We start from the raw sequence: 25,548 nt of genomic DNA, 5'->3' as shown, positions 1-25,548 counted from the left end.
CGCCCCGACTTCCGTGTTCTGACATAATGTGCATTATCGGCGATTGCACGTCGGCTCAGAACGGCGGAGCAGCCGTCTGGGCGGTCGGTGCGGTGTCTCGAAACACCGGAACCCGCCGCTCGGGCTCGACGAGGTATCTCCGGCCCATCGGCGAGATCCACTCCATGACACCGCCCGAGTCCGGGAGCTGTCGCACCGTCCACGATCCGTGGCCCTTGACGACGTGGTGCCCCGTGCAGAACGGGTTCAGATTCTGCAGAGCGGTCTCACCGCCGTCGGCCCACGCTCGACTGTGGTCTATCTCGCATCGATCGGCAGGGATGCCGCATCCGGGCGCGAGACAACGATCGGCGCGCCACTTGACGAGCCGTCTCAGATCCGCGGGCGGGCGGTACTTCGTCCGCCCGACAGAGACGACCATCCCGGTCTCGGGGTGCGTGAGCACTCTCATCCAGTCGCGCGAACCTCCGCAGAGCTCTCGGGCCTTCTCGATCGAGATGGGTCCGACGCCTTCCACCCTGGCCGGTTCGCGGTTCATCGCCGCCTCGTCGGAGAGCAGCGACAGCGCCGGCACCGTCACGACCACGCTCGCGCGGACGCCGCGCGCCGACTTGGGATGACTGCTCGTGGTTCCGTCGATGAGCAGGTCGCACAGCACGTCTGCGCGCAGCTGGTCGAGCGTGCGAGCCTCGCCGTCGCCCTGCCTCAACGCCCCGGCCATCGCGGTCGCGCGGTCGAAGGCTGCACGGACTTCGACCGCCGGAGCGTACAGGGCGAGAAGAGCCATCCCGTCGGCGAGCGTCTCCACTGCGACCCGTCGCGTCGCGACCGCTTTCGCGTGTCGTTGTGCGAGGGTCGCCGACTGCGCATCCTCGATGAGGTGCTCCAGCTTTCGACGGAACACTCCGACCGGCTCGGCCTCTGCCAGCTCCACCGCGGCCGACGTCAATCGCTCTCGAAGCACGGGATCGATGCCGTCGAGGCCGTCTGCGAGGATCTCGGCATGACGTTCGGTCATCCGACCGCGCCCCAGCGACTCCAGGGCATCGGCGTAGCGCTCGACGAGCGCTTGCGCGCGGGCGAGCAGCATCCCCGCTGAGCGTTCCGTGATCCGCAGTGCCGCTGCGATCTCCAGCCGCACGGAGCGCTCGACGACATCGCCCCTCAACCCACGCAGCTCGGCCTCACGGACGGCCTCGCGCCGCATCGCATCGACACGCGAGTAGCGCTCAGCGGCGAAGATCGCCAGCATGCCGTCGACCTCCAGGACGAGATCCAACGCATCGGGCACGAACTGCGCCACGGCCTCGACCTCGTCGCCGCGCCACACTGCTGCACCGGATCCGGGTGCGAGCGCGGCGTCCATGTCCATGCGATCATGGTAGTATATTTCTTCGACTCTGACAAGCCGATTCCGCGGTCACGCTCCGATGTCCTTCGAAGGTATAGGCACTCTCTCGATCATCGCCGATGGTGCGATCGAGCCGCTCCGAGCATCGACGCGCGCCCGGGCTCGACGCGACGAGCGGAGCGCCGTCAGGCCCGCATGCTGCGCGCCTGCCCCAGCACGAGACGGATGCCTCCGCCTTCGTGCAGAATCGTCAGCAGCGTGTGCGTGCAGTCGCGGCAGCGCACGATCGCCGCGGCTGCGTCCCGCTCGACGACCGCCTCCGCGAGCGCACGCCGTGCGCCGCATCCGCCGCATTCGACCTCGATCGTCGTCGCATCGGCGGCGAACACCTCCGTCAGCGCGCCCGCGAGCGCGTTCCCGTCCACGAGCTCGACCTGCATCATGCACCTCCGAAGCGTTCGGTCCTGATCCTCAGCGGCGGATGCCCTCGCGCCACGAGCTTCTGGGCGACCGACTCGACGAAACCCGTCGGCCCGCACACGTACACGACAGGGTCGTCCGCGACGGGGAACGCCGCAGCATCCAGGGTCCCTCCGTCGAGTCGTCCGACCCTCCCCTGCCACCCCGCCGGCGCCACGCGCGTGTACACCCACGCGACACGGATCTCCTCCGGAAGCTCCCCGAGCTCATCGCGATAGATCGCGTCTCGCGGGTCTCGCACCGAGTACAGCAGCCGAAAGGGCGGTCCGGATGCCGCGGCCAGCCGGGCCCGTATCATCGCGCGCAGCGGCACGATGCCCGAGCCGCCCGCGATGAGCTGCACGGGTGCGTCGTCGCCGGCGCGCCACACGAAGTAGCCGCCGAGGGGGCCGAGCACTTCGACCTCGTCGCCCGGCTGGACGTCGCGGACGAGGTACGGAGACACCTCTCCCTCCGGGATCTCGTCGACGGCTATCTCGATCGTCTCGTCGGTGCTCACGTCGCCCAGGGAGTACGAGCGCACCGCCTGGTAGCCGTCCTCCGCCGTGAGCCGGACGTCGACGTGCTGACCCGCGAGCGAGCCCTCCCAGCCCGGAACAGCGAGCCTCAGGATCCTGGCGCTCGACGTGGCGAGCGTCGCCTCGACGACACGAGCCGGACGCCACGAGGCACTCACCAGTAGCGCTCCTCCGTCCAGGGGTCGCCGTGGAGGTGGTACCCGTTCTGCTCCCAGAATCCCGGGTCGTCGTGGCTCTGCAGCGCGATCGCGCGGATCCACTTCGCGCTCTTCCAGAAGTACAGGTGAGGCACCAGCAGCCGGGCCGGGCCGCCGTGCTCGGGATCGAGCGGCTTCCCGTCGAACTCGTACGCGATCCAGGCCCTGCCGCCGAGCAGATCGGCCAGCGGCACGTTCGTCGTGTACCCGCCGTACGAGTGCGCCATCGCATAGGTGACATCGCTGTCGACGCCGGCGAAGATCGTGTCGAGCGACACTCCTCGCCAGGAGGTGCCGAGCTTCGACCACCGTGTCACGCAGTGGATGTCGGTCGCGACATCCTCGGCGGGAAGCGCGAGGAACTCCTCCCAGGTCCAGGTCGTCGAGGCCCCCTTCTCGGTGCGGAGGGTGAACCGCCACTCCCCCAGGTCGATGCGGGGCGTGGGTCCGGCCGAGAGCACCGGGAAGTCTTCGGTCAGGTACTGGCCGGGAGGAAGGCGCGGATCGGACTCACGGCGGCGCGTGCCGAAGCCCCGAGACAGGATCGCCATGGGGCAAAAGTAGACCCGGAGAGGACGTCGCGCGACTGCTCCGTGCCATCGGAGTGCACCATCCGTTCATCGGCGACACGCGCGGGGGTCGCCCCACGGGGCATTCTGCGGGTCTAGCCTGGGTGAATCTCCCAGGAGACTCCCAGGAAGGGGACAGTCATGTCACTCGCATCCGAAGCGGGCAAATCCGCAGTCAACGGCATCCGCACGGCGCTCGGCGTGGGAGGCGTGCTCTCTCTCATCGTCGGCATCCTGATCCTCGTCTGGCCGGGGAAGACCGCCGTCGTTGTCGCCGCCATCATCGCGATCTACGCGATCGCGGCAGGGCTGGTCTACGCCGGGCTCGGCATCTTCAGCAAGGACAAGGGCGGATGGTCGCGCCTGGGCCACATCGCCCTCGGCGTCGTGTTCATCATCGCGGGCATCGTCGCATTCCTGAACCTCGCGCAGACGACGGCCTGGCTCGCCGTGTTCCTCGGCATCCTCGTCGGCATCATGTGGATCGTCGAGGGCATCGTCGCCCTCTCGACGCTCGGTGACGCGCCGTCGAAGGCATGGTCGATCTTCTTCGCGATCATCAGCATCATCGCGGGCATCACGCTTCTGTTCTCGCCCTTCTGGGGCGCGGCGGTCCTGTGGTGGCTCCTGGGCATCGCCCTGATCGTGCTCGGCATCCTGAACATCGTCCGCGCCTTCACCTTCGGCCGCGGCGTCTGACCCGCGCACGAGGAACGGCCCCGGAGCGATCCGGGGCCGTTCCTCGTGCGGGCGCCTACTCCCCCGCGAACGATCCGATGTCGCCGACGAGGCGCGTGTTGTCCGCCGGGACGGGATCGATCGCGGCACGGGCGACCTCGGCTGCGAACTCGGCGACGTTGTAGAGCTTGCCGGCGTCTTCGCGGCGCGCGGCGATCGCGCCGGGGTTCGCCCGCTCGAGGAGGGTCGCGGTGATCGTGCCCTCGATCATGTCGCCCGAGACGACCGTGAAGCCGATGCCCTTCTCCTCCAGCGACGGGATGCGCTCTCGCAGAGCGTCCTCCCCCGCGCGCTTCGAGAGCGCGACCGGCTCGTACTCGGGCATCGTCGGGGTCGTGCGGATGAAGTGGGCCTGGTGGCTCGTGACGAACACGACGCGCGAACCCTCGCCGAGCAGCGGCAGCGCCGTCTCCAGCACGCGCACCTGCGCATCGCGGTTGAGCTGCAGCGCGTAGTCCTCCGCCATGCCGGCCTCCATGCCGCCCGAGGCGTTGAGCACGAGGACGTCGAGAGAGCCGAACGTGCGCGCGACCTCGTCGAACATGGCCTGCACGGAATCGGCATCCGTCAGGTCGGCGCCGACGACGAGCACCTCGACCCCGAGCGCCCGCAGGTCGTTCGCGAGCTTCTGCGCCCGCGGCGCCTTGTTGCGGAAGTTGACGACGACGCTCGCGCCCGCCTCGGCGAAGTAGCGCACGGTGTCTGCGCCGATTCCGCGCGACGACCCCGTGACGAGGGCGGTCTTCCCGGTCAGCGAGCCGGCAGGGAGGATCTGGGACATGGAACGGCTCCTGGATGGTTCGAGTGTGTTGCACAGGCCCTGAGCGGGCGGCGACGGCCACGTCGAGCCTAGCAACGGCGTATGCCCCGACCCCGATGTTAGGGTTCCATCACGGGCCGAACGGAGGCGATGTGGCGCTGCTGCCGGATCTCACGGAGTACATCTGGATCGCATGGCTCGTGCTCGCGCTCCTGTTCATCATCATCGAGTTGCTGACCCTCGAGTTCACGTTCCTCATGCTCGCGGCCGGCTCCCTCATCGGGGGTCTCGGCACCAACCTGCTCGGCGGTCCGTGGTGGCTGCAGGTGGGGCTCGCCGCCGCTCTGTCGGCCCTACTGCTGTTCACGATCCGGCCGCTGCTGCTGAGGCTGCTCCACCGCGGCTCGGAAGCCGTGCCCATGAACGTCGACGCGCTCTTCGGGATGCTCGGCCGGGTCGTCGTTCCCGTCACGTCCGTGCACGGGTCCGTCCGGCTCGACAACGGCGAGACCTGGACCGCGCGACTCGCCGACTCCGCCCCGGGGACGACGCTCGACGTGGGCACGCGCGTGCACGTTGTCGCCGTCCTCGGAGCGACCGTCGAGGTCGCACCCGCCTCGCAAGAACCCCCCCGAGAGAGGACCGCAGACGATGGTTGACATCGGAGCATTCGTCGGGCAGATCTTCGTGATCGTCCTGCTGATCGTCCTGGCGATCTTCGTGATCGTCGTGGTCTTCCGTTCGATCCGCATCATCCCGCAGGCGTACGCGGGGATCGTGGAGCGGCTGGGCCGATATCAGCGCACGCTGGCGCCCGGCCTCAATCTCCTCGTGCCGTTCATCGACCGGCTGCGGCCGCTCGTCGACATGCGCGAGCAGGTCGTCTCCTTCCCGCCGCAGCCCGTCATCACGGAGGACAACCTCGTCGTCTCGATCGACACCGTCGTGTACTTCCAGGTGACCGACGCGCGCGCGGCGACGTACGAGATCGCGAACTACCTGAGCGCCGTCGAGCAGCTCACGACGACCACGCTCCGCAACGTCGTGGGCGGCCTCAACCTCGAGGAGGCGCTCACGAGCCGCGACGAGATCAACGGGCAGCTGCGCCTCGTCCTCGACGAGGCGACGGGCAAGTGGGGCCTGCGCGTCTCGCGCGTCGAGCTGAAGGCGATCGACCCGCCGCACTCGATCCAGGACTCCATGGAGAAGCAGATGCGCGCGGAGCGCGACCGCCGCGCCGTCATCCTCACGTCCGAAGGCTCGAAGCAGTCCCAGATCCTCGAGGCGGAGGGCCGCCGCCAAGCCGAGATCCTGCGCGCCGAGGGCGACAAGCAGGCCGCCGTCCTGCGCGCGCAGGGCGAGGCGGAAGCGATCGAGACGGTCTTCCGGGCGATCCACAACGGCAACCCCGACGAGAAGCTCCTCGCCTACGAGTACCTCCAGACGCTGCCGAAGATCGCCGCGAGCGCGTCCAGCAAGCTCTGGATCGTTCCGAGCGAGCTCACCGACGCGCTGAAAGGGCTCAGCGGCGCGTTCGGCGGCGCGACGGCGGAGAAGGGCGCGAGCACGGAGAACGCCGCGACCGCGGAGAAGGATGCCGCGCCCCGCGCCGAGCCTTCCTCCCCCGCGCCGTGACGCACCCCTGGTTCGAGGGCTCTGCGACGCCGCGAGTGCTCGCCCACCGCGGACTCGTGACCCCGGATGCCGCGTCCCACGGCATCGCCGAGAACTCGTTCGCGGCCGTCGCGGCCGCCCACGCCGCTGGCGCGGTGTACGTCGAGTCCGACTGCCACCTCACGAGCGACGGCACGGTCATCCTGTTCCACGACGACGACCTCTCGCGCGTGACGGGCGACCCTCGCCGCATCGCCGACGTGACAGAGCGCGAGCTCTTCGATCTCATGGCGACGCGGGGCGGGCTCATCACGCTCGCGCAGGCGCTCGACGCCTTCCCCACGACGCGCTTCAACCTCGACGTGAAGGCTGCGAACGCCGCAGAGCCGGTCGGGCGCATCGTCGCCGGTCACGGCGAGCGGGTCCTGCTCACGAGCTTCTCGGACGAGAGGCGCCGGATCGCGCTGGATGCCGCGCAGCGCGCGGGACGCGGCATCCGTCCCGCGACCTCCGCCGGCACCGCGACGATCGCTCGGCTCCTCTCGGCGGTCGCCCTCCGCTCGCGACGGCTCGCCGCCCGCACGCTGCAGTCCGTCGACGCACTCCAGATCCCCGAGCGGCACGGCAGCCTTCGCGTGCTCTCCCGACGCCTCGTCGACGCGGCGCACGAGAACGGCGTCGAAGTGCACGTGTGGACGGTCGACGATCCCGACGACATGCGCAGGCTCGTCGCGCTCGGCGTCGACGGCATCGTGACCGACCGCGCCGACGTCGCCATCGCGACACTGCGCTGAAGCGAGAGAAACACCAGCCAGGGGCCGGATTCCAGCCCCTGTGCATCCACTGTGAATGCCCCCTCAGCGCGCCCCGTTCGGATGATCCCCTCAGGTCGCTTCGTTATACCTGATACCGCGACGAGAGGACCACACAATGGCAGACCGCAGTCTGCGCGGCATCCGACTCGGCGCCCAGAGCTTGCAGAGCGAAGAGGGCGTCGTGTTCCATGAGCGCGCACAGCACACCTATACCTGTACGTCGTGCGGACGTGACACCACCCTGACGTTCGCTGCAGACGCAGAGGTCCCCGAGGCCTGGGAGTGCCGCACGTGCGGTGCCGAGGCGCTGCGTCAGATCGGCGACGGCACGACCGCGACGGTCGACCACTCCGGCGACAAGACGCCCCGCAGTCACTGGGACATGCTGCTGGAGCGCAGGTCGCTCCCCGAGCTCGAGGAGCTCCTGGAGGAGCGCCTCGCCTACGTGCGCTCCCGACGGGGCGCCGCCGAGGGCCCAGCCGACAAGCTCACAGCCTGATCCCGGACCTCTTCACGCGACGCCGGTCTCCTCGGAGGCCGGCGTCTTCGCGTTGCGCCGGGGGGGCGAGCCGCGCTGCGATGCCGAATGCGGCGACCGCCACGAGGCTCCCGCCGCCCAGCACGAGCTGCAGGAACGGCCCGATGACGACGGCGGGGGTGAGCCCCGTCCGCAGCGGCACGTCGCTCAGGAGATGCCCTGCGACGTCCGCAGGCAGTCCGCTGATCTCCGAGCCGTCGGGGGCGATGATCTGGCTCGTGCCGACGGTCGAGATGTTGACGACCGACCGTCCCGTCTCGATCGCGCGCATGCGGGCGAAGGCGAGCTGCTGCAGGTTCTCGCTCGTGCCCCGGAAGTCGGCGTTGTTCGTCTGGAACATGAACACCTGGGCTCCGGCCTTCGCGCCGTCCCAGATGACGTCGTCGTAGATGACGTCGAAGCAGATCGCGAGACCGACCCCCACGCCGTCGAGGTCGAAGATCGGCGGCACCGTGCCGGGGGTGTACTCGCGCTGGATGAGGCCGATGAGGTCGGGCGCGAAGAAGCTGTAGACCGGCCGGTCCGGCACGTACTCGCCGAACGGCACGGGATGCCGCTTGTCGTACATCTGCACGGGATTGTCGGCGCCCGCCTCCCACAGCAGCGACGAGTTGAAGTACAGCTCGCCGCGCTGCGTCACGGCGCTCACGATGAGCGGAGCGTCGACGCGACGCGCGAGGGCGTCGAGCGCCGTCGATGCGACGAGGCTCTGCGTGGGGTCGCCGTCCACGCCTCCCTCCGGCCACAGGACCACGTCGAGGTCCTCGCCGACGAGCGGCTCGGTCGCCTCCAGCTGCGCGTTCAAGACGTCGTACGGGCCGCGATCGTCGAAGTAGCCTGCCGGGCCGTTCCCCTGCACGGCGCCGACGCGGAGCGATCCTGCGGCCGCCGTCGGGAACTGGGGAAGCGCGACCAGCACGAGGGCCGTCACGACGGCCGGCAGGGCCGTGCGCAGGTCTGCGAACCAACGGATGCGCGCCCACTCGATCGCAGCGGCGCACACGAAGACGACGAGGAACGTCAGGCCCGACATCCCCACCCACGACGTGACATCGGCGAGCGGGCCGTTCGCCTGCGTCACGCCGATGCGACCCCACGGGAAGCCGCCGTACGGGAAGGACCCGAGCAGCTGCTCGCGCATCGTCCAGAGCCCCGCCACGACGGCGGGCAGTGCGATGAGCCGCACCCAGCGCCCCGAGCTCGCCCGCGGCATCCAGCGGTACGCGAGGGCGATCGGGATGGCGCACACGGCCGTGAGGATCGCCTCGAGCATCGAGAGCGCGATCCAGGGCACGGGACCGAGGTAGCGCGCCGTGAACGAGAGGTTCACGAGGAAGAACGCCGCGCCGAAGGCGAAGCCGACGAGCAGCGCCGACCATGCACGGCGACCGGCCAGGCTCACGAGCACGAGCGGCACCGCCGCGAACACGACGGGCCACCACGCGAGGGCAGGGAACGCGAGCGTCAGGACGAGGCCGCCCGCTGCCGCTGCGACGACGGCCGCCCACAGTGGCAGGATCGGGCGGGTCGCGGGCACGGAGAAGAGCCTATGCGACGTCCGTCCGCGTCTCCGCCGCGGCCTCGACGGCGGCGAGGCTCAGCTCTCCGGAACGGGCCTGATCGGACGGCACGGGTTGCCCACCGCGATGACGTTCGCGGGGATGTCCTTCGTGACGACCGAGCCCGCCCCGATGACGCTGTTGTCGCCGATCGTGACGCCGGGCGTGATCGTGACGGACCCGCCGAGCCAGACGTTGTCTCCGATGACGACCGGCATCGGAAGCTCCCAGCCCTCGAGCCGACGTGCGATGTCGAGAGCGTGATTCGGCGTGTAGATGCCGCACCGAGGACCGATCAGGCAGTCGGCTCCGATCACGACGGAGCCGCCGCCGATCACGAGGAAGTCGGCGTTGATGAAGGTCCTGTCGCCGATGACGAGGCGCATCCCGTAGTCGATGCTGAGGGGTGGACGGAAGTCGACGCCCTCCCCCGCGCCCGGCACGAGCTCGTGGAACAGGCGCCGAGCCTCGACGCCGTCGTCGTAGTAGATGCGGTTGATCGTGGCGCACGTCGACTGCGCCTCCCACGTCAGCTCTTGGAGCGCGGGTGACGTGCGGTAGCGCATCCACTCGCCGGCCATGAGGTGCTGGAGGTCTTCGTCCGCTTCGAGCAGAGCCTCCATACGCTCGCCGGACGCCTGCTCTCGCTGTGCCATGACTCTCCTCGCACGTATATGTTGGTGTCTCCAACATATACGTGCGAGGGACGCCCGTCCAGTGACGGCACGGATGAGGATGGCCAGACGGAGCTAGACGGAGCTGTACGCGACGATCCCCCGTCGCACGGCGTCCAGCGCCCTGCGCGCCGTCGTCGCGACCGGACCGTCGGCGACGATCGACAGCTGGTCGAGCAGGTCGATCGTCTGCTTCGCCCAGCGCACGAAGTCGCCGGCCGCGAGATCGGCCTCCACGAGCACGCGATCCAGCGGCACGCCGCGCGCCCAGGAGTGCATCGCCTGGGCGAGTCCCGTCGCGACGGGCTCCGTGCCGGGTAGCCGGTGGTCCTGCTCGAGGTCGTCGAGCCGCTGCCACAGCTCCTGCGTGTCGCTCAGCGCCCTGCGGAAGGCTCCTCGCGGAAGCCCCCGCTCGCCGGGACCCGCCTCGTCGCGCCGCGGCTCGTAGACGAGGCAGCATGCGAGAGACGCGAGGGACGCGGCATCCAGCTCCTTCCAGATCCCCGTCCGCAGCGACTCCGCGACGAGGAGGTCTCGCTCGCCGTAGATGCGTCGCATCGTGGCGCCCGCATCCGTGAGCACCGTGCGGCCGTCGTCCTCGACACGCACGTAGTCGAGCTCGCCGAGCACGTCGACGACGCGGTCGAAGATGCGCGCGACGGTTCCCGTGCGCGTCTCGATCTGCTGCCGAAGCTTCTCGATCTGGCGCTTGAGCTTCCAGTACCGCTCGGCCCAGCGCGCATGGTGCTCGCGGTCGGGACACTCGTGACACGGATGCCGCTGCAGCTGCTTGCGCAGCGACGCGATCTGCCGCAGCCGGGCGTCTCGCGTCGCGCGCGACGCGTTGGCGTCCCGGCGCCCCGTCTTCTCGAGGTCGCTCAGCTCACGGCGGATCCGGGAGTACTCGGGGAAGCTCCCGCGGTCGCACGTCATCGCCCGCTCGTACCCGGCGAGGGTCTCCTCCTGCTCCTTCACCTGGCGGGCGAGCCCCACGACGGCTCGATCGGCCTGGAACTGCGCGAACGAGGACTCGAGGATCTCGCGCGCCCTCGCGCGGCCGAACTGGTCGATGAGGTTGACGGCCATGTTGTACGTCGGCCGGAAGCTCGAGTTCAGCGGATAGGTGCGACGCGACGCGAGGGCCGCGACGGCCTGCGGATCCAGTCCCTCGGTCCACTGGATGACGGCGTGTCCCTCGACGTCGATGCCACGGCGGCCCGCGCGGCCCGTGAGCTGCGTGTACTCCCCCGACGTGATCGCGACGCGAGCCTCGCCGTTGAACTTCTCGAGCTTCTCGAGCACGACGGTGCGGGCGGGCATGTTGATGCCGAGCGCGAGCGTCTCGGTCGCGAAGACGACCTTCACGAGCTTGCGCTGGAACAGCTCCTCGACGACCTCCTTGAAGGCCGGGAGGAGACCCGCGTGGTGCGCCGCGATGCCGCGCTCGAGGTTCTCGCGCCACTCCCAGAAGCCGAGGACCGCGAGATCCTCCTCCAGGAGCGACCGCGTCCGCTCCTCCACGACCGCCCGGATCTCCGCGCGCTCCTCGGGCGTCGTCAGCCGCAGGCCCGAGCGCGCGACCTGCTGGACCGCCGCGTCGCACCCGACCCTGCTGAAGATGAAGAAGATGGCGGGCAGCAGGCTCGCGCGCCCCAGCAGGTGCACGACGTCGGGGCGATCGAGCCGCTCGATGCGCTGCACGTTGGCGGAGCGCACGGGGCGTCTGCCGCCCTTCTGAGGACGACGATGGGCCGCCTCGTACCTGCCGCCGCCCGACGCGTACCGTGCGCGCTCGCCTCGGTCGCCGCTGCTGCGGAACTCCTGCGCGCGGCGGTTGTTCTCGAAGTTCGGGCCCTTGAACGACCGGATGCGCATGAGCTCCTGGTTGACCTGCGCCGTCGCGATGCCCGCGCGGTCGTCGAAGAGGGGCAGCAGATCGCCGCGCACGAGGACGTGCTGCTCCAGCGGCACGGGACGCGTCTCGGAGACGATCACCTCGGTGTCGCCGCGCACCGTGTCGAGCCAGTCGCCGAACTCCTCCGCGTTCGACACCGTCGCCGACAGCGAGACGAGCCGCACACGCGGGGGGAGGTGGATGATGACCTCTTCCCACACGGCGCCGCGGAACCGGTCCGCGAGGTAGTGCACCTCGTCCATGACGACGTAGCGCAGGCCCCGGAGGGCGGGCGAGTCCGCGTACAGCATGTTGCGCAGCACCTCGGTCGTCATGACGACGATCCGCGCGTTGCCGTTGATGTTCGTGTCGCCCGTGAGAAGCCCGACCTCGCTCTCGCCGTAGACGTCGACGAGCTCGCGGAACTTCTGATTCGACAGCGCCTTCATGGGCGTCGTGTAGAACGCCTTGTCGCCGACGCCCCCGACGGCGGGCTCGCGCATCGCGAGGTGGATCGCGAACTCCCCGACGATCGTCTTGCCTGCGCCCGTCGGAGCTGCGACCAGGACGCTGCGGCCGTCTTCGAGGGCGCGGCATCCTGCGATCTGGAACGGGTCGAGGCGGAAGCGCTGGGATGCCGCGAACGCGGCCGTGACGGGGTGGGATCGCTCCTCCTGCGCCTGCGCGTACCGCTCCGCGGGGCTGAGGTCTGTCACGCGGTGGCCTCGGGCGGCAGGATCGCCGCGTCGCGCTTGCGACGGCGGCGGTCGAAGACGAGCGACAGCCCGGCCGCCGCGAAGTAGAGCACCACGAGGATGCCGGCCAGCAGCAGCATCGACACGATGTCGGCCGGCGGAGTGGCGATCGCGGCGAAGACGGCGGCGACGAGCACCGCGACGCGCCATCCCTTCAGGATGGCCATGCCCGACACGACCCCCGCCAGGTTGAGCGCCACGAGGAACACGGGAAGCACGAACGAGACGCCGACGACGAGCAGGAGCTTGAGCACGAAGTCGTAGTAGTACGCCGCGTCGAAGAAGGCGGCCCCGCCGTTCGGCACGAACGACGCCATGAGCTCGACGATGTGCGGCATGATCAGCAGGCCCACCCAGCATCCGGCGACGAACAGCGGGATCGCCGCGGCGACGAATCCGATCGTGTAGCGGATCTCCTTGCGCGTGAGCCCGGGCATGACGAACGCCCATACCTGCCAGAGCCACACGGGTGCCGACAGCAGCAGGCCGATCGCGAACGACATGCGCAGGCGCAGGTCGAAGCCGCTCGTCACGGTCGTGAACATCAGCTCGACCTTCGCCTCGTCGCCGGTCGTCTCCGCGATGACGCGGATGGGCTCCGTGATGAGCCAGATGAGGGGATCCGTGAGGAAGAACGCCGCGATCATGCCCGCGATGAGCGCGACCGCTGCGATCATGAGTCGCTTGCGCAGCTCGACGAGATGCTGCGCGAGCGTCATCCGCTTCTCGCGCCGCGGTGACTCGGGTTCCTCGATCCGCGGTCCGGCTGTTGCCACGTCCGGCTAGAGCTTGGTGTCTGTCGTGCCGCCCTGAGTCGACGGCGCCTCGTTCTTGACGGTGGCCTCGGTCGACGTCGTGGACGCTGCGGAGGATGCCGCATCCTGCGCGTCTTCGTCCTTCATCGCCTTCATCTCGCCCTTGAACACGCGGGCGGACTGGCCGACGCTCTTCGCGAGCGCGGGAAGCTTGGCCGCGCCGAAGAGCAGGAGGATGAGCGCGAGGATGATCAGGAAGTGCCACCCTGTCAGACCTGCCATGGGGAATCCCTTCCGTTGGTCGCCTCAGTCTACCTCGCGGAGGTTCCGGGAGGCCGACACGCCGCCCGCCTTCAGCGATACAGCGCGAGTCCTTCCGCCGCCCATTCGGCGGCAGCGCGCCGCGCGCTGAGGGGCTCGAGGATCTCGACCGCTCCGCCCCGGCGCGTCGCCAGGCGACGCAGGGCCCGCTCGTCGGCGAGCCGGACCGTCGCGGTGGACACGTCGCCCGTCGTCTCGATCTCCGCGCCGCGCAGGTAGTCGCCGAGCAGCGGCGCGAGCGAGGCCGCGAAGCGGATCCTCGCGACGGTGTCTCCCTCCCCCGGCTCGAACCACGCGGGCGCGGGCTCCGCGCCGTGCGTGCTCGGGATGCCGGTCAGCTCGAGCTCGCTCACGCGGTCGAGATGGAACGTCCGCATCGCGCGGCGCAGGTGGCACCAGCCCTGCAGGTACCACTGGCCGTCCGCGATGTGCACCTTGACGGGATCGACGGTGCGCGTCGTGGGCGCGGCATCCGGAGCCTTGTAGGTGAACGAGACGGCGACGCGCTCGCGCACGGCGCGGGCGACCGCTTCACGGACCGCGTCGACCGGCTCGGGAGCGAGGATGACGTCAGCCGGCGTGTCCGACGCGCCGCGGGCGAGCTTCGCGAGAAGGCCCGCGAACAGCGCGGTGTCGCCGACGCCGGGAAGCGATCGCGCGAGCTGGAGCCCCGCGAGCAGGGCAGCCGCTTCGCGCGCCGTGAGCTTGGGCGCGCGCTCGAGGGCGACGGAGTTCGTGATGACGACGACGTCCTGTCGCTCGAGCAGCTCCCAGTCGATGTCGAACAGCTCGTTCGGCATGCCGTGGTACCCCCCGCTGCCGGGGAGCCCGATGACGGTGAGCTTCTCGACCATCGCGCGCATCTGCGCGGGCGTCACGTCGAAGTCCTCGGCCGCCTGAGCGATCGAGACCTCGCCCTTGCCGATGAGGTACGGAACGAGCTGCAGGAGGATCGCGGCGCGGTCCGTCGCGACGAGCGGCTTCTTCGCCGTCATGCGGCACCTCCGTGGACGGCGGCGGTCGCCGTGAGACGGGCGATGACGGCCTCGCGCAGCGACGCGGGGTCGACGACGCGCACCTCCGGGCCGTACGACGCGAGCTCGTCGGCGAAGATGTGCACGTCGACATAGGGCACCTGGATCCCCTGCTCGGCGGGCACCGCACGCCGGCTCAGCCGCAGCGCCGCCTCCGTGCCGGGGCTCACCTCCAGGAGCGCCCGCTGGCGCTCGGCGACGGCTTCGATCCCCGCTCGCGCCTTGTCGCCCGCCCCGTCCCGCAGCGCCGGGTCGAAGCCCTCGCGCGTGATCGCGACCTCGCCGACGATGCGCGAGAGGAGGAACGTGCGGTCGGCCGCGGCATCCTGATCGATGCCGAAGACATGCCAGCGCCCTTCGTACTCGACGAGCGCGAGGGGCTGGACGCGTCGCAGGCGGGGAGCCTGCTCGCCCGGCTTCAGATACGGGAAGCTCACGACGCGCGACTGCTCGATCGCCTGCTGCAGCGCCGGGAACGCTGGCTCGCGGAGACTGATGCGCGGCGAATAGCCGATGATCGGCTCGTCGACGGGGATGCCGAGCGCGCGGATCTTGCGCAGGCCGCTGCGCGCCTGGTCCGACATGGAGCCCTGACTCCACACGTCGCCCGCGAGGTTGAGCAGCGCGATCTCGGCGGGCGTGAACTCGATGTCGTCCGGGAGGACGTATTCCGACGTCGGCACGCGATAGCGCGCCTCCCTGAGGTCGTCGGGGTCCGCCCAGTCGCCGATCGTCTCGATCGGAACGCCCAGCCCGCGCAGGCTCTCCTTGTCGCGCTCGAACATCTTCTCGAGCGCGTCCTTCGATGCGCCCGACTCGGTCTGCTCCCGATAGCCCGAGACCGACGTCAGGATCGTGTCCTTCGTGAGGCCCTGCTCCGTGGAGGTGAGAGCCACGACGAGGTTGACGAGCCGCTCCTCGGGCGGGTTCTTGAACGGGCGCTTCGCGGACACCCACTCATCCTAGAGTCGCGGCGAGCGAACCTACTGCGCCGCAGGCGCGTCGATTCCGAGGATGTCGATGACGAAGACGAGGGTCGAGTTCGCGGGGATGGACCCCTGCGCCTGGTCGCCGTAGCCGTCCTTCGGCGGGATGACCACCATGACCTGCGAGCCGACGGTCTGCCCCTTCACAGCCTGCGCGAAGCCGGGCACGACCGAGTCGAGCGCCACCGAGGCGGGATCGGCATCCCACGTCGACTGGAAGACGCTCTTGTCGGCCCACGTGAGACCCGTGTAGTGCACGCGCACGGGGGCGTCGGCGGTGACGACGGCCCCATCCCCCTTGATGAGGGTCTGGACGACCGTCTCGGTCGGGGGCGCGGCATCCGGGATCGTGACTCCGGGGTGTCCGTCGGGCGCGCGCACGACGGCGGGCAGCCCGTTGCCCGAGTTGAACTGGAGCGCGCCCTGCGCCCGCGACAGGAACACCTTGCGCACGTCGACGACGGCGACGGCCGAGTCCTTCTCGCCGATGCCCAGCCCCGCGGCGGTCTCCTGCTCGATGTCGCCCGGCGCGAGCGCGATCGCGACGCGCGAGCCCTCCGTCGCGCACTGGAGCGCCGCCTCGAACGTCGGGAAGCCCTGCGACCAGCGCGAGAGCGCGAACGCGCGGGACAGATCGCCGTCGTACGGCGTCGTGATCACGGTCTCGCCCGTCGCGCCGTCCACGATCGTCACGTCGAGCACGACGAGCTGCGACGGGGAGGTGATCGGCGTCCCCTCGCCCGTCACGACGTCGCGGAAGCCGCCGTCGTCGGTGCGCAGCGGCGCGGGGATCTCGACCTTCGGCGCGGACGAGTCGTCGCCCGACACCGAGATGAGGTCCATGACAGCGGGGGCCGACTCGGTCTGCCGCTCACAGGCTTGCGGACCTGTTGCGGCGCAGCCGACCAGGCCGACGGCGACGAGGGCGAGAGCGGCGACGGCCGCAGGGATCTTGCGCACCGGATCAGTCTAGGCGCCCGGTTCGGCCTCGCCCGACGCGGGCGACAGGGTGTCTTCGCCGCGCCCCGACGCCGCGATGCGCGCTCCGTCGGCGGCCTTCTGCGCCTCGCGGACGCGCTTGCGGAGGTTCTTGTCGGTGATGTGGCGATCGCCGACGGCCCCGGGGGTCCAGGCCTCGACATCCTCGTCGCCGTAGGTCGGCACCTTCGTCGCACGACGCTTGACGTCGGGCGGGACGGCACCCGGCGCGAGGCGGCGCGCCGTCACGAGGAACCCCGTGTGCGCGACCATGCGGTGGTCGGGACGCACGGCGAGCCCCTCCACATGCCAGCCGCGCACCATCGTCTCGCTCGCCTCCGGCTCGGTGAACGAGCCCGTGTTGCGCAGGTACTCCGCGACGCGGCTCAGCTGCGTCGCGGTCGCGATGTAGCACAGGACGACCCCGCCGGGCGTCAGCGCGTCGGCGACGACGTCGATGCACTCCCATGGTGCGAGCATGTCCAGGACGACGCGGTCGACGGATGCCGGTGCTACGGCCCGGGGCAGCTCCTCGACGAGGTCGCCGATGACGACCTCCCACTGCGCGGGTCGCGAGCCGAAGAAGGTCTCGACGTTGGCCTCGGCCACCTCGGCGAACTCCCCGCGGCGCTCGAACGAGACGAGCCGTCCCGACTCGCCCACGGCGCGCAGCAGCGACAGCGACAGCGCGCCAGACCCTACGCCGGCCTCGACGACGACAGCGCCGGGGAACACGTCCGCCTGCGCGACGATCTGCGCGGCATCCTTGGGGTAGACGATCGCGGCGCCGCGCGGCATCGACATGACGAAGTCGCGCAGCAGAGGGCGCAGGGCGAGGTACGCGTGGCCGCCGCTGTTCGCGACGACCGATCCGTCGGGCTGGCCGATCAGCGCCGCGTGTCGGAGGACGCCGTGATGCGTGTGCAGCTCGCCGTCTTCGCGCAGGGTCACGGTGTGCATGCGCCCCTTGGGGCCGGTGAGCTGGACGCGGTCGCCGAGGCGGAAGGGACCGCTGGGTCGCTGGGGGGTCATCGGGCGCCTCCTCGGGCGGCCTCGCGCTGCGTGCGGGAGACGTGGTGGTCGGCGTGGAAGGCCGTGATGTCGTGGACGGTGCGACCCTCGAGAGTCGGCCACAGCGCGTGGGCTCCCGCACCCGCGAGCGACACCATGAGCGGCACGCCGATGACAGCGGCGCCGGCGGCGACGGCGGAGCGGAGCCCGTTGGGCGAGTCCTCGATCGCCACCGCCTCGTCGACGGCGACGCCGAGCGCCTCGCAGGCTTGGAGATAGGGGTCGGGGAACGGCTTGGGGCGCGTCGCGTCGTCGCCCGCGATGACGAGGTCGAACGCGTCGAAGTCGATGAGGTCCACGACGGTGGTCGCCATGCGACGCATCGACATCGTGACGAGCGCCGTCTTGATGCCCGCGGCCCTGAGGCTCGCGAGGAGGTCGCGCGCGCCGGGACGCCATGGCACGCCGCCCGCCGCGATCGTGCGCATGACCTCCTCCGTGAGGCGGTCGATGATGTCCTGCGTGCTCAGGCGCACGCCCGCCTCCTGGAGGATCCGCGCCGACTCGTCGAGTCCGAGGCCGACCAGACGCAGCGCCTGCTCGTGCGACCAGGTGCCTCCGAAGCTCTCGACGAGCGGCGTCTCCGCAGCCATCCAGAACGGCTCGGTGTCGACGAGGGTGCCGTCCATGTCCCACAGGACGGCGCGGAGGGGGCTCGGATTCACTGTTCGATCCTACCGAGCGCCCCTCGAAGGCAGCCGAGCGCTGCGGGCCGCGATGGCGCGCCGACGGTTCGGCGGCCCCGCGTCGGAGCGCGACGCCTATTCTGGATGCACTCCGAAATCGGTCGAAGGGGGTCGCGTGGACGGACTGGGTCGCAGGGTGCTCGTCGCGGCGTTCGACGGCTGGAACGACGCGGGCGAGGCCGCCTCCGCCGCGATCGCCCAGCTGCGCGAGAGCGGGGACTACGAGCCGGTCTTCTCGATCGACCCCGAGCTCTACTTCGACTACCAGTACACGCGCCCGCAGATCGCGACCGATGGCGAGGGCCGCCGACTCCTGCGCTGGCCCGAGGCCACGGTCCTGCGACCCGTCAAGCCCGGCCGCGGGACGCAGCTGTGGCTTCTGACCGGGGTCGAGCCCGCCCGCGCCTGGCAGGCGTTCGCGGGAGAGTTCGTCGACGTCGCTCTGCGTGAAGACATCACGGGCCTCGTCGCGCTCGGCTCGATGATGTCGGACGTCCCCCACACCCGGCCCATCTCCGTGTTCGCCGGGAGCGAGAACGAGCAGATCCGCTCATCCCTGGGCCTGGAGCGGAGCACGTACGAGGGGCCGGTCGGCATCCTGAGCGTGCTCAGCGATGCCGCGGACCGGGCGGGCATCCCGTCGGCGAGTCTGTGGGCGAGCGTCCCGCACTACGTCGCAGGGCACACGCCGTCGCCCAAGGCGACGCTCGCGCTCCTCGACCGGCTCGAAGACATCACGAGCGCGCGCGTGCCACGGGGCGACCTCGCCACCGAGGCGGTCGCGTGGGAGGCGTCGATCGACGCCGCCGCGGCGGACGACGAGGAGATGACGGAGTACATCCGCCAGCTCGAGCGCACACGCGACACCTGGGACTCGCCCGAGGCGTCGGGCGACGCGATCGCCCAGGAGTTCGAGCGGTACCTGCGCCGCGGCGGCGACGGCCCCGGCAAACCGGGGCGCGACGAGCCGCCGCGACGCTGAGTCCTCCCGCGACGCCGAGGACTCCGCGGCAGAGCGCCGCCGCAGAGGGGTCATTGGCCGCGCGTGCCCGCCGCCGGCTCGTGGCGCGCCGCAGGGCCGCAGCGCCGCAGGGCCGCAGCGCCGCAGCGCCGCAGGGCCGCGGGGCTCAGCGTGCGTCGATGACCCCGGCCGAGAGCAGCACGAGCAGCGTCGATCCGAGCGCCACGCGGTAGATCACGAACGGCAGGAAGCTGTGCTTCGAGATCCAGCTCATGAAGAACGCGATCACGCCGAGCGCGACGATGAACGCGATGCCCGTCGCGACCGCGGTCTCGCTGAGGCTGTACACGCCCGGCTCGTCCCAGCTCTTGTAGAGCTGGTAGAAGCCGCTGCCGAACACTGCGGGTATCGCGAGCAGGAACGCGTACCGGGCGGCCGCCGCCCGCTCGTAGCCCATGAACAGGCCCGCCGTGATGGTTCCGCCCGAGCGCGAGACGCCGGGGATGAGGGCGAGGGACTGCGCGAGGCCGTAGACGATGCCGTGCGGCACCGTGATGTCCTGCAGCCGACGCTTCTTCGCGCCCACCTGGTCGGCGATGCCCAGCAGCACGCCGAAGAAGATGAGCATCCCTGCGACGATCCACAGCGACCTCAGCGTCGTCTCGATCTGGTCTTGGAACAGGAGCCCGAGCACGACGATAGGGATGCTGCCGATGATGATGAGCCAGCCCATCCGCGCATCCGGATCATTGCGCGGGATGCGACCGAACAGCGCCCTGAACCAGTGCCCGACGATGCGCACGATGTCGCGCCAGAAGAACACGACGACGGCCGCCTCCGTGCCGATCTGGGTGATCGCGGTGAACGCGGCTCCCGGGTCCTCGGCGCCGGGGAAGAACGTCCCGAGGATGCGCAGGTGTGCGCTCGATGAGATCGGAAGGAACTCCGTGAGGCCCTGGACAAGGCCGAGGATGATCGCCTCGAGAAAGTGCATGCGGGCCTTCCGTCAGTATGTGCGCAGCAGGTCGGTCAGCACGGCCTGGCCGAAGACGAGCGCGTCCACCGGGACGCGCTCGTCGACGCCGTGGAACATGCCCGTGAAGTCGAGGTCGGCGGGCAGCCGCAGCGGAGCGAAGCCATAGCCCGCGACTCCCAGCCGCGACAGCGCCTTGTTGTCGGTCCCCCCGCCCATGAGGTACGGGATGACCGGGACGCCCGGGTCGTGCCGCCCGAGCGATGCGACCATGGCGTCGACGAGGTCGCCGACGAACGGCACCTCCAGCCCGATGTCCTGCACGACGATCTCCACGGCGACGTCGTCGCCGACGATGCGGCGGATGTCGGCGAGGGCGGCCTCCTCCGTGCCGGGAAGGACGCGCACGTCGATGAGCGCCTCGGCGCGGTCGGGGATCACATTGTGCTTGTACCCCGCCGTCAGACCCGTGGGGTTGGTCGTCGTGCGCAGCGTCGAGCGGATGAACCCGGATGCCGCCCCCGTCGTGTCCGCCAGGGCGTCCGGGTCGGAGGCATCCGTGCCGGAGAGCTCCGCCAGGCCCGTCAGGAGCTGATGCGTCGTGGCCGTGAGGCGGATGGGCCACTCGGCGCGCCCGAGCGCCGCGACGGCCTCCGCGAGCCGCGTGACGGCGTTCTCGGGGTGGAAGCGGCTGCCGTGGCCCGCGCGGCCCCGCGCCACGAGCTTGAGCCAGATGAGCGCCTTCTCCCCCACCTGCAGGAGATACGCCCGCCGATCGTCGACCGCGATCGAGTAGCCGCCGACCTCGCTGATCGCCTCCGTGGCGCCGGCGAACCACTCCGGCTTGTCGCGCACGACCAGTGCGGAGCCCTCGACTCCGCCGTTCTCCTCGTCGGCGAAGAACGTCAGGATCAGGTCGCGCTCGGGCTGATCCCCTGAACGCAGGATGCCGGCGACCGACGTCAGGATCATGGCATCCATGTCCTTCATGTCGACCGCTCCGCGACCCCACAGCATCCCGTCGCGGATCTCCCCCGCGAACGGGTCGACACTCCAGTCGCCCGCCACCGCGGGGACGACGTCGAGATGCCCGTGCAGGATGAGCGCGGGCTTGGAGGGGTTGCGCCCCGGGACGCGCGCCATGACGTTCGTACGTCGAGGGATCGGCTCGTACAGCTCGGGTGCGAGGCCGAGGCCTGCGAGGTGGGCCGCGACGTACTCGGCGGCCTCGCGCTCGCCGTTGGCTCGCCCACCGCCGTAGTTCGACGTGTCGAACCGGATCAGATCACGTGCGACCGAGACGACTTCGGGCAGCTCGTCGGGCGTGGGCATGGGGACTAACCTATCGCGACCGCGGAGCCGGGCCGCGCGCGAGGGGGGCGGGCCCCTCGCGATGACACCTCCAGCACAAACGAAAAAGCCCCCTGACGGGGGCTCTTTCGTTTGTGCGCGAGGGGGGACTTGAACCCCCACGCCCTATACGGGCACTAGCACCTCAAGCTAGCGCGTCTACCTATTCCGCCACCCGCGCGAGGTGGTTTTCGGTTTCGCAACCGAGGAACGACATTAGCACGATCCGCACCGATCCCCGAATCGAGGCGCGTCAGCCGAGCGAGACGCCGAAGGCGATGCCCAGCAGGTACGTGATCGCCGCGGCACCGAATCCGATGAGCAGCTGTCGCACGGCTCGCTTGAGCGGCGAGCCGCCGGAGAGGAGGCCCACCGCCGCACCCGTCGACAGGAGCGCGATCCCGACGAGGACGAGGGCGACGACGACGGCGGTGAGGCCCGAGAGCCCGAAGATCCACGGCAGGACCGGGATGATCGCCCCCGATGCGAAGAACAGGAAGCTGGAGATCGCCGCACCCCACGCGGCCCCGACGACATCGTGCTCATCCCCCGCCACCTCGATCGGGCGCGCATAGGGCACGGACCTGTCGGCCGCGTGGGCGGCGGCCACGACCCGGCGTGCACGCTCCAGTGCCTCGTCGGACGGGATGCCGCGCGTGCGGTAGACGAGGGCGAGCTCGTTCGCGTCGAGGTCGAGGTCGGGCAGCGCCGCGTCGGCGAAGTTGTTCGGCTCGGTCGCCTCGAGGAGTTCGCGCTGCGACCGCACAGAGACGAACTCCCCCGCACCCATCGAGAGCGCCCCGGCGAGGAGTCCCGCGACACCGCTGAACAGCACGAACTGCGGCGCGACGCCGGTCGCTCCGATGCCCATGACGAGCGCGAGGTTCGAGACGAGTCCGTCGTTCGCTCCGAACACGGCGGCGCGGAAGGTTCCCGACAGACGGCGGCGACCTCGGGCCGCAAGCCCGCGCACGACCTCGTGATGGATCTTCTCGTCGGCGGCCATCGTGGGAGTCGCGAAGGGCTCGTCGTCGTACGGCGAACGCCCCTCGGCGTTCTGCGCGAGCGCGAGGACGAAGATCGACCCGAAGCGCCTGGCCATCCAGCCGAGCACCCGTGTGCCCGCGTCGGGGGACGGAAGGCGCTTCGGCTCACCGCCGAGCAGCCCCAGCCAGTGCGCTTCGTGGCGCCCCTCGGCATCGGCGAGCGCAAGCAGGATGTCGCGCTCCTCGCCCTCGCGGCGAGAGGCGAGTGCGCGATAGACGCGTGCCTCCGCGCGTTCGTTGACGAGATACTGAGCCCACCGTCGCCGATCTCGGGTCGTGGGTTCTGCGGGCGCGCTCAATGAAGCCTCCGAAGCGGCGACGGGAAAAGGGATCCCTCAACGCTAGTCAGCGCCTCCGCACGGATTCGCGTCGAGACGCGAATTGACAGCATTTCGGACTTCCGAAGCCCGCGTGGTCACCCCAGGCGGCGACGGCCGAGCGCGACACGGCGGTCCCGCGGCGCCGATGTCCAGCACCGCCCGCGGATCGGCGCCGCGAGGCTATCCGGACCGGTCGCCAGACGCGAGACGCGCCGTGAGCCCCCGCTCGCCCGCTCGCATGACGGCGGCGTGCGCGCGCTCGAACACCGGGCGCAGAACGCGGGCGGTCGCGTTCATCCATGCACGCTCGGTCGTCACGTCCCAGTGGAAGACGACGACGGATGCCGCCTCCCCGGCCGTCCGCACCTCGACGCTGCCGGTCCCGCGAAGATCCCCCGCGCTCGCCGCCGAGAGGGAACGCCCGGGATCGACATCCGTGATCGTGAGCCGCGTCCGCAGGCGGTAGCCGAGGGGACTGCGTACCGCGAGGGTCAGCGACCGGCCGGCGGCGACCTCGGTCGGCGCCTCCACGATCGCCATGCCGGGCCACCACGACTCGACGCCCGGGCTCAGCATCCGCTGCAGCTGCGCCCAGCACCGCTGCGGCGTCGCAGGCACCTCCCAGCGCGACACGAACGAGTACGAGGCGCCCATGCGGGCAGTCTAGGAGCGTACGCGGGCCCGCAGGAGGTCGATGCGCGCCTGCAGCTGCGCCACGGTCGCCTGCGCGACCGCAGGCCCGCCGCACAGCCGGCGCAGCTCCGCATGCACGGCGCCATGGGGTCCGCCGGACTGCCGCGCGTAGACGCCGACGAGGCTGTTGAGCAGCTGACGCTGCTCCTTCAGCGTGCGGTGCAGCGCTTGCGGGACCTCCGGCTGCGCGAGCCCGCCGGAGGCGGCCTCCCGCGCCTCCCGCGCGGTCCTGTGCCGCCCTTGGCGCGCCTGCCGCTGCATGAGCAGCTCATGGACGTGCTCGGGCTCGAGCAGACCCGGCAGCCCCAGGAACTCCTCCTCCTCGGGCGTGCCCGGGACGGCGAGCTGGCCGAACTCGCGCCCGTCGTAGAGCACGCGATCGAAGTGCGCGACGGAGCCGAGTGCGCGGTACTCGAACTCCTCCGTGAGCGCGTCGGATGCCTTGTCCTCTCGCTCGGCGAGGTCGAGGAGGTCGTCGTCGAGACCGTCCTCGGCGTCGCCGTCCCGATCGAGCGCGTGGTCCCGCTGACGCTCGAGGTCGTTCGCGAGCGCAAGCAGCTGCGGCACGTTCGGGAGGAAGACGCTCGCCGTCTCGCCGCGACGGCGCGCGCGCACGAAGCGCCCGATCGCCTGCGCGAAGAAGAGCGGCGTCGATGCCGACGTCGCGTAGACGCCCACGGCGAGTCGCGGCACGTCCACCCCCTCCGACACCATGCGCACGGCGACCATCCACCGCGACGTGCCGGCGGAGAACTCCTCGATGCGCGAGGACGCCTCCGCCTCGTCCGACAGGACGACGGCGGGAGCCTCCCCCGTGATTCCGTGCAGGATCGCGGCGTACGCCCGCGCTGCCGTCTGATCCGTCGCGATCACGAGGCCACCGGCGTCCGGAACCTGGTCGCGCACTTCGGAGAGGCGTCGATCGGCAGATCTCAGGACCGCGGGGATCCAGGCGCCCTCGGGGTCGAGCGCCGTGCGCCACGCCTGCGAGGTGATGTCCTTCGTGTTGTCCTGCCCGAGCTGGGCCTCCATCTCCTCGCCGGCGCGCGTGCGCCACTTCATGTGCCCCGCGTACACCAGGAACATGACGGGACGCACGACGCCGTCCTCGAGGGCGCGCCCGTAGCCGTACGCGTAGTCCGTGCGGGAGATGCGGATGCCGTGCTCGTCGGGATGGTATTCGACGAACGGGATCGGAGCCGTGTCACTGCGGAACGGGGTGCCGCTGAGCAGCAGGCGGCGTGCCGCGCGGCCGTACGCCTCGCGCAGCGCGTCTCCCCAGCTGAGCGCGTCGCCGCCGTGGTGGACCTCGTCGAGGATCACGAGGGTGCGGGCCTCCAGCACGAGGCGCTCGTGGACGGACGCCTTGACCGCGACCTGCGCGTACGTCACCGCGACGCCGTGATAGTGCCTCGCCGGCGCGACGTGCCGGTTCGAGAAGACAGGATCGAGACGGATCGAGACGCGGGCCGCGGCATCCGCCCACTGCGTCTTCAGGTGTTCGGTCGGGGCGACGACGACGATGCGGTCGACGACGCGCCGGCGCAGGAGCTCGCTCGCGAGCCTCAGCGCGAACGTCGTCTTTCCGGCCCCCGGCGTCGCCGCCGCGAGGAAGTCGCGCGGCCCCTTCCCGACGCCGTCGGGGCCGTCGAGGGCGAAGTACCGGTCGAGCGCCTCGGCCTGCCATGCGCGCAGACGCTGGGCCGTGCCCCACGGCGCACGCTGCGGGAAGGACGGCGAGAGGTGCTCGGCGGCGAACGTCCCGAAGTGCGGCTGCGGCTCGGATCCTGCAGCGGTGTCGCGCCACGCGGCCTCGCGGGTCTCCAGCAGCGACGCGTCGTCGTCCATCGGACCCCCTTCCGGTGCGTGCGCCCAGACGCACGAGTGACCACGATAGACGAGACCGGGGACG

The 25,548-nt window shown here is 70.6% G+C and carries 26 protein-coding genes and 1 tRNA gene; 6 read left to right on the top strand and 21 right to left on the bottom strand.

Translation table 11 applies throughout. The features are described from left to right. Window positions 1-55 precede the first annotated feature (55 nt). From FHS08_RS13755 to FHS08_RS13740, 4 genes are all read right to left on the bottom strand, one after another. On the bottom strand, window positions 56-1,372 hold the full coding sequence (locus tag FHS08_RS13755) for an HNH endonuclease signature motif containing protein (protein WP_243847524.1): 1,317 nt from the start codon (window positions 1,370-1,372) through the stop codon (window positions 56-58). A 164-nt stretch (window positions 1,373-1,536) separates the two neighbouring features. Continuing rightward, complete coding sequence (locus tag FHS08_RS13750; protein WP_167040333.1) at window positions 1,537-1,794, bottom strand: DUF6510 family protein; 258 nt, start codon at window positions 1,792-1,794, stop codon at window positions 1,537-1,539. Further along, a complete protein-coding gene (locus FHS08_RS13745) occupies window positions 1,791-2,507 on the bottom strand; it encodes a ferredoxin reductase (protein ID WP_341800426.1) in 717 nt (238 codons plus the stop codon). Before FHS08_RS13745 ends, FHS08_RS13750 begins: the two co-directional genes overlap by 4 nt. Continuing rightward, on the bottom strand, window positions 2,504-3,097 hold the full coding sequence (locus FHS08_RS13740) for a sulfite oxidase-like oxidoreductase (protein WP_167040331.1): 594 nt from the start codon (window positions 3,095-3,097) through the stop codon (window positions 2,504-2,506). The genes FHS08_RS13745 and FHS08_RS13740 overlap by 4 nt, the downstream gene beginning before the upstream one ends. A 159-nt stretch (window positions 3,098-3,256) precedes the next feature. Here FHS08_RS13740 and FHS08_RS13735 point away from each other — a divergent pair, with 159 nt between their 5' ends. Next, window positions 3,257-3,814, top strand: coding sequence for an HdeD family acid-resistance protein (locus tag FHS08_RS13735; protein ID WP_167040329.1), 558 nt, complete (start codon window positions 3,257-3,259; stop codon window positions 3,812-3,814). A 55-nt stretch (window positions 3,815-3,869) separates the two neighbouring features. Here the strand turns inward: FHS08_RS13735 and FHS08_RS13730 are convergent, their stop codons facing one another. Further along, window positions 3,870-4,634, bottom strand: coding sequence for an SDR family oxidoreductase (locus FHS08_RS13730; RefSeq protein ID WP_167040327.1), 765 nt, complete (start codon window positions 4,632-4,634; stop codon window positions 3,870-3,872). 131 nt (window positions 4,635-4,765) lie between these two features. Here FHS08_RS13730 and FHS08_RS13725 point away from each other — a divergent pair, with 131 nt between their 5' ends. From FHS08_RS13725 to FHS08_RS13710, 4 genes are all read left to right on the top strand, one after another. Then, complete coding sequence (locus FHS08_RS13725) at window positions 4,766-5,272, top strand: NfeD family protein (protein WP_341800425.1); 507 nt, start codon at window positions 4,766-4,768, stop codon at window positions 5,270-5,272. Then, the gene (locus FHS08_RS13720; protein ID WP_167040325.1) at window positions 5,265-6,248 is read left to right on the top strand and encodes an SPFH domain-containing protein; all 984 of its coding nucleotides are present in this window, start codon (window positions 5,265-5,267) and stop codon (window positions 6,246-6,248) included. Before FHS08_RS13725 ends, FHS08_RS13720 begins: the two co-directional genes overlap by 8 nt. Continuing rightward, window positions 6,245-7,021 carry a glycerophosphodiester phosphodiesterase family protein gene (locus FHS08_RS13715; protein WP_167040323.1) on the top strand — a complete coding sequence of 259 codons (777 nt, stop codon included), beginning with the start codon at window positions 6,245-6,247 and terminating at the stop codon, window positions 7,019-7,021. The genes FHS08_RS13720 and FHS08_RS13715 overlap by 4 nt, the downstream gene beginning before the upstream one ends. Window positions 7,022-7,157: 136 nt before the next feature. Further along, on the top strand, window positions 7,158-7,541 hold the full coding sequence (locus tag FHS08_RS13710) for an RNA polymerase-binding protein RbpA (protein WP_167040321.1): 384 nt from the start codon (window positions 7,158-7,160) through the stop codon (window positions 7,539-7,541). Here the strand turns inward: FHS08_RS13710 and lnt are convergent. The 10 genes from lnt to FHS08_RS13660 all read right to left on the bottom strand — a co-directional run bounded on the left by lnt (window position 7,531) and on the right by FHS08_RS13660 (window position 18,272). Next, on the bottom strand, window positions 7,531-9,117 hold the full coding sequence (gene lnt, locus FHS08_RS13705) for an apolipoprotein N-acyltransferase (RefSeq protein ID WP_341800424.1): 1,587 nt from the start codon (window positions 9,115-9,117) through the stop codon (window positions 7,531-7,533). The genes FHS08_RS13710 and lnt overlap by 11 nt on opposite strands. Window positions 9,118-9,177: 60 nt before the next feature. Continuing rightward, on the bottom strand, window positions 9,178-9,795 hold the full coding sequence (locus FHS08_RS13700; protein WP_243847523.1) for a sugar O-acetyltransferase: 618 nt from the start codon (window positions 9,793-9,795) through the stop codon (window positions 9,178-9,180). 93 nt (window positions 9,796-9,888) lie between these two features. Next, on the bottom strand, window positions 9,889-12,423 hold the full coding sequence (locus FHS08_RS13695; protein WP_167040319.1) for a DEAD/DEAH box helicase: 2,535 nt from the start codon (window positions 12,421-12,423) through the stop codon (window positions 9,889-9,891). Next, on the bottom strand, window positions 12,420-13,181 hold the full coding sequence (gene tatC, locus FHS08_RS13690) for a twin-arginine translocase subunit TatC (protein ID WP_167040314.1): 762 nt from the start codon (window positions 13,179-13,181) through the stop codon (window positions 12,420-12,422). Before tatC ends, FHS08_RS13695 begins: the two co-directional genes overlap by 4 nt. A 63-nt stretch (window positions 13,182-13,244) precedes the next feature. Further along, window positions 13,245-13,499: a Sec-independent protein translocase subunit TatA gene (gene tatA, locus FHS08_RS13685; RefSeq protein WP_167040312.1), complete on the bottom strand. Its 255-nt coding sequence runs from the start codon at window positions 13,497-13,499 to the stop codon at window positions 13,245-13,247. Between the two features lie 71 nt (window positions 13,500-13,570). Continuing rightward, entirely contained in the window at window positions 13,571-14,533 is a 963-nt protein-coding gene (locus tag FHS08_RS13680; protein ID WP_167040310.1) for a helix-turn-helix transcriptional regulator, read from the bottom strand. Next, the gene (locus FHS08_RS13675) at window positions 14,530-15,525 is read right to left on the bottom strand and encodes a WYL domain-containing protein (protein WP_167040308.1); all 996 of its coding nucleotides are present in this window, start codon (window positions 15,523-15,525) and stop codon (window positions 14,530-14,532) included. The genes FHS08_RS13680 and FHS08_RS13675 overlap by 4 nt, the downstream gene beginning before the upstream one ends. A 30-nt stretch (window positions 15,526-15,555) precedes the next feature. After that, a complete protein-coding gene (locus FHS08_RS13670; RefSeq protein ID WP_167040306.1) occupies window positions 15,556-16,518 on the bottom strand; it encodes an FKBP-type peptidyl-prolyl cis-trans isomerase in 963 nt (320 codons plus the stop codon). Window positions 16,519-16,527: 9 nt separating this feature from the next. Further along, window positions 16,528-17,568, bottom strand: coding sequence for a tRNA (adenine-N1)-methyltransferase (locus FHS08_RS13665; protein WP_167040304.1), 1,041 nt, complete (start codon window positions 17,566-17,568; stop codon window positions 16,528-16,530). Beyond that, window positions 17,565-18,272, bottom strand: coding sequence for an HAD family hydrolase (locus tag FHS08_RS13660; RefSeq protein WP_341800423.1), 708 nt, complete (start codon window positions 18,270-18,272; stop codon window positions 17,565-17,567). The genes FHS08_RS13665 and FHS08_RS13660 overlap by 4 nt, the downstream gene beginning before the upstream one ends. Before the next feature lie 136 nt (window positions 18,273-18,408). On the opposite strand from FHS08_RS13660, the gene FHS08_RS13655 reads away from it, so the two are divergent. Continuing rightward, on the top strand, window positions 18,409-19,275 hold the full coding sequence (locus tag FHS08_RS13655; RefSeq protein ID WP_167040303.1) for a PAC2 family protein: 867 nt from the start codon (window positions 18,409-18,411) through the stop codon (window positions 19,273-19,275). 145 nt (window positions 19,276-19,420) lie between these two features. Here the strand turns inward: FHS08_RS13655 and FHS08_RS13650 are convergent, their stop codons facing one another. The 6 genes from FHS08_RS13650 to FHS08_RS13625 form a co-directional block, all read right to left on the bottom strand. Further along, window positions 19,421-20,248, bottom strand: a complete 828-nt coding sequence (locus FHS08_RS13650) for an undecaprenyl-diphosphate phosphatase (protein WP_167040301.1) — start codon at window positions 20,246-20,248, stop codon at window positions 19,421-19,423. A gap of 12 nt (window positions 20,249-20,260) precedes the next feature. Beyond that, window positions 20,261-21,559 (bottom strand): M20/M25/M40 family metallo-hydrolase, encoded by a 1,299-nt coding sequence (locus FHS08_RS13645; protein ID WP_167040299.1) that lies wholly within the window; start codon window positions 21,557-21,559, stop codon window positions 20,261-20,263. 114 nt (window positions 21,560-21,673) lie between these two features. Continuing rightward, window positions 21,674-21,758: transfer RNA gene (locus FHS08_RS13640), tRNA-Leu, on the bottom strand. A gap of 72 nt (window positions 21,759-21,830) precedes the next feature. Beyond that, the gene (locus FHS08_RS13635) at window positions 21,831-22,922 is read right to left on the bottom strand and encodes a VIT1/CCC1 transporter family protein (RefSeq protein ID WP_167040297.1); all 1,092 of its coding nucleotides are present in this window, start codon (window positions 22,920-22,922) and stop codon (window positions 21,831-21,833) included. Between the two features lie 201 nt (window positions 22,923-23,123). After that, entirely contained in the window at window positions 23,124-23,597 is a 474-nt protein-coding gene (locus FHS08_RS13630; protein ID WP_167040296.1) for an SRPBCC family protein, read from the bottom strand. A 9-nt stretch (window positions 23,598-23,606) separates the two neighbouring features. Further along, window positions 23,607-25,484, bottom strand: a complete 1,878-nt coding sequence (locus FHS08_RS13625; protein WP_167040294.1) for a DEAD/DEAH box helicase — start codon at window positions 25,482-25,484, stop codon at window positions 23,607-23,609. Window positions 25,485-25,548 lie beyond the last annotated feature (64 nt).

The organism is Microbacterium ulmi, from assembly GCF_011759705.1.
Lineage (GTDB): Bacteria > Actinomycetota > Actinomycetes > Actinomycetales > Microbacteriaceae > Microbacterium > Microbacterium ulmi.
The sequence above is the reverse complement of the archived record's forward strand: the minus strand, read 5'-3'. Positions and strand labels throughout refer to the sequence as shown.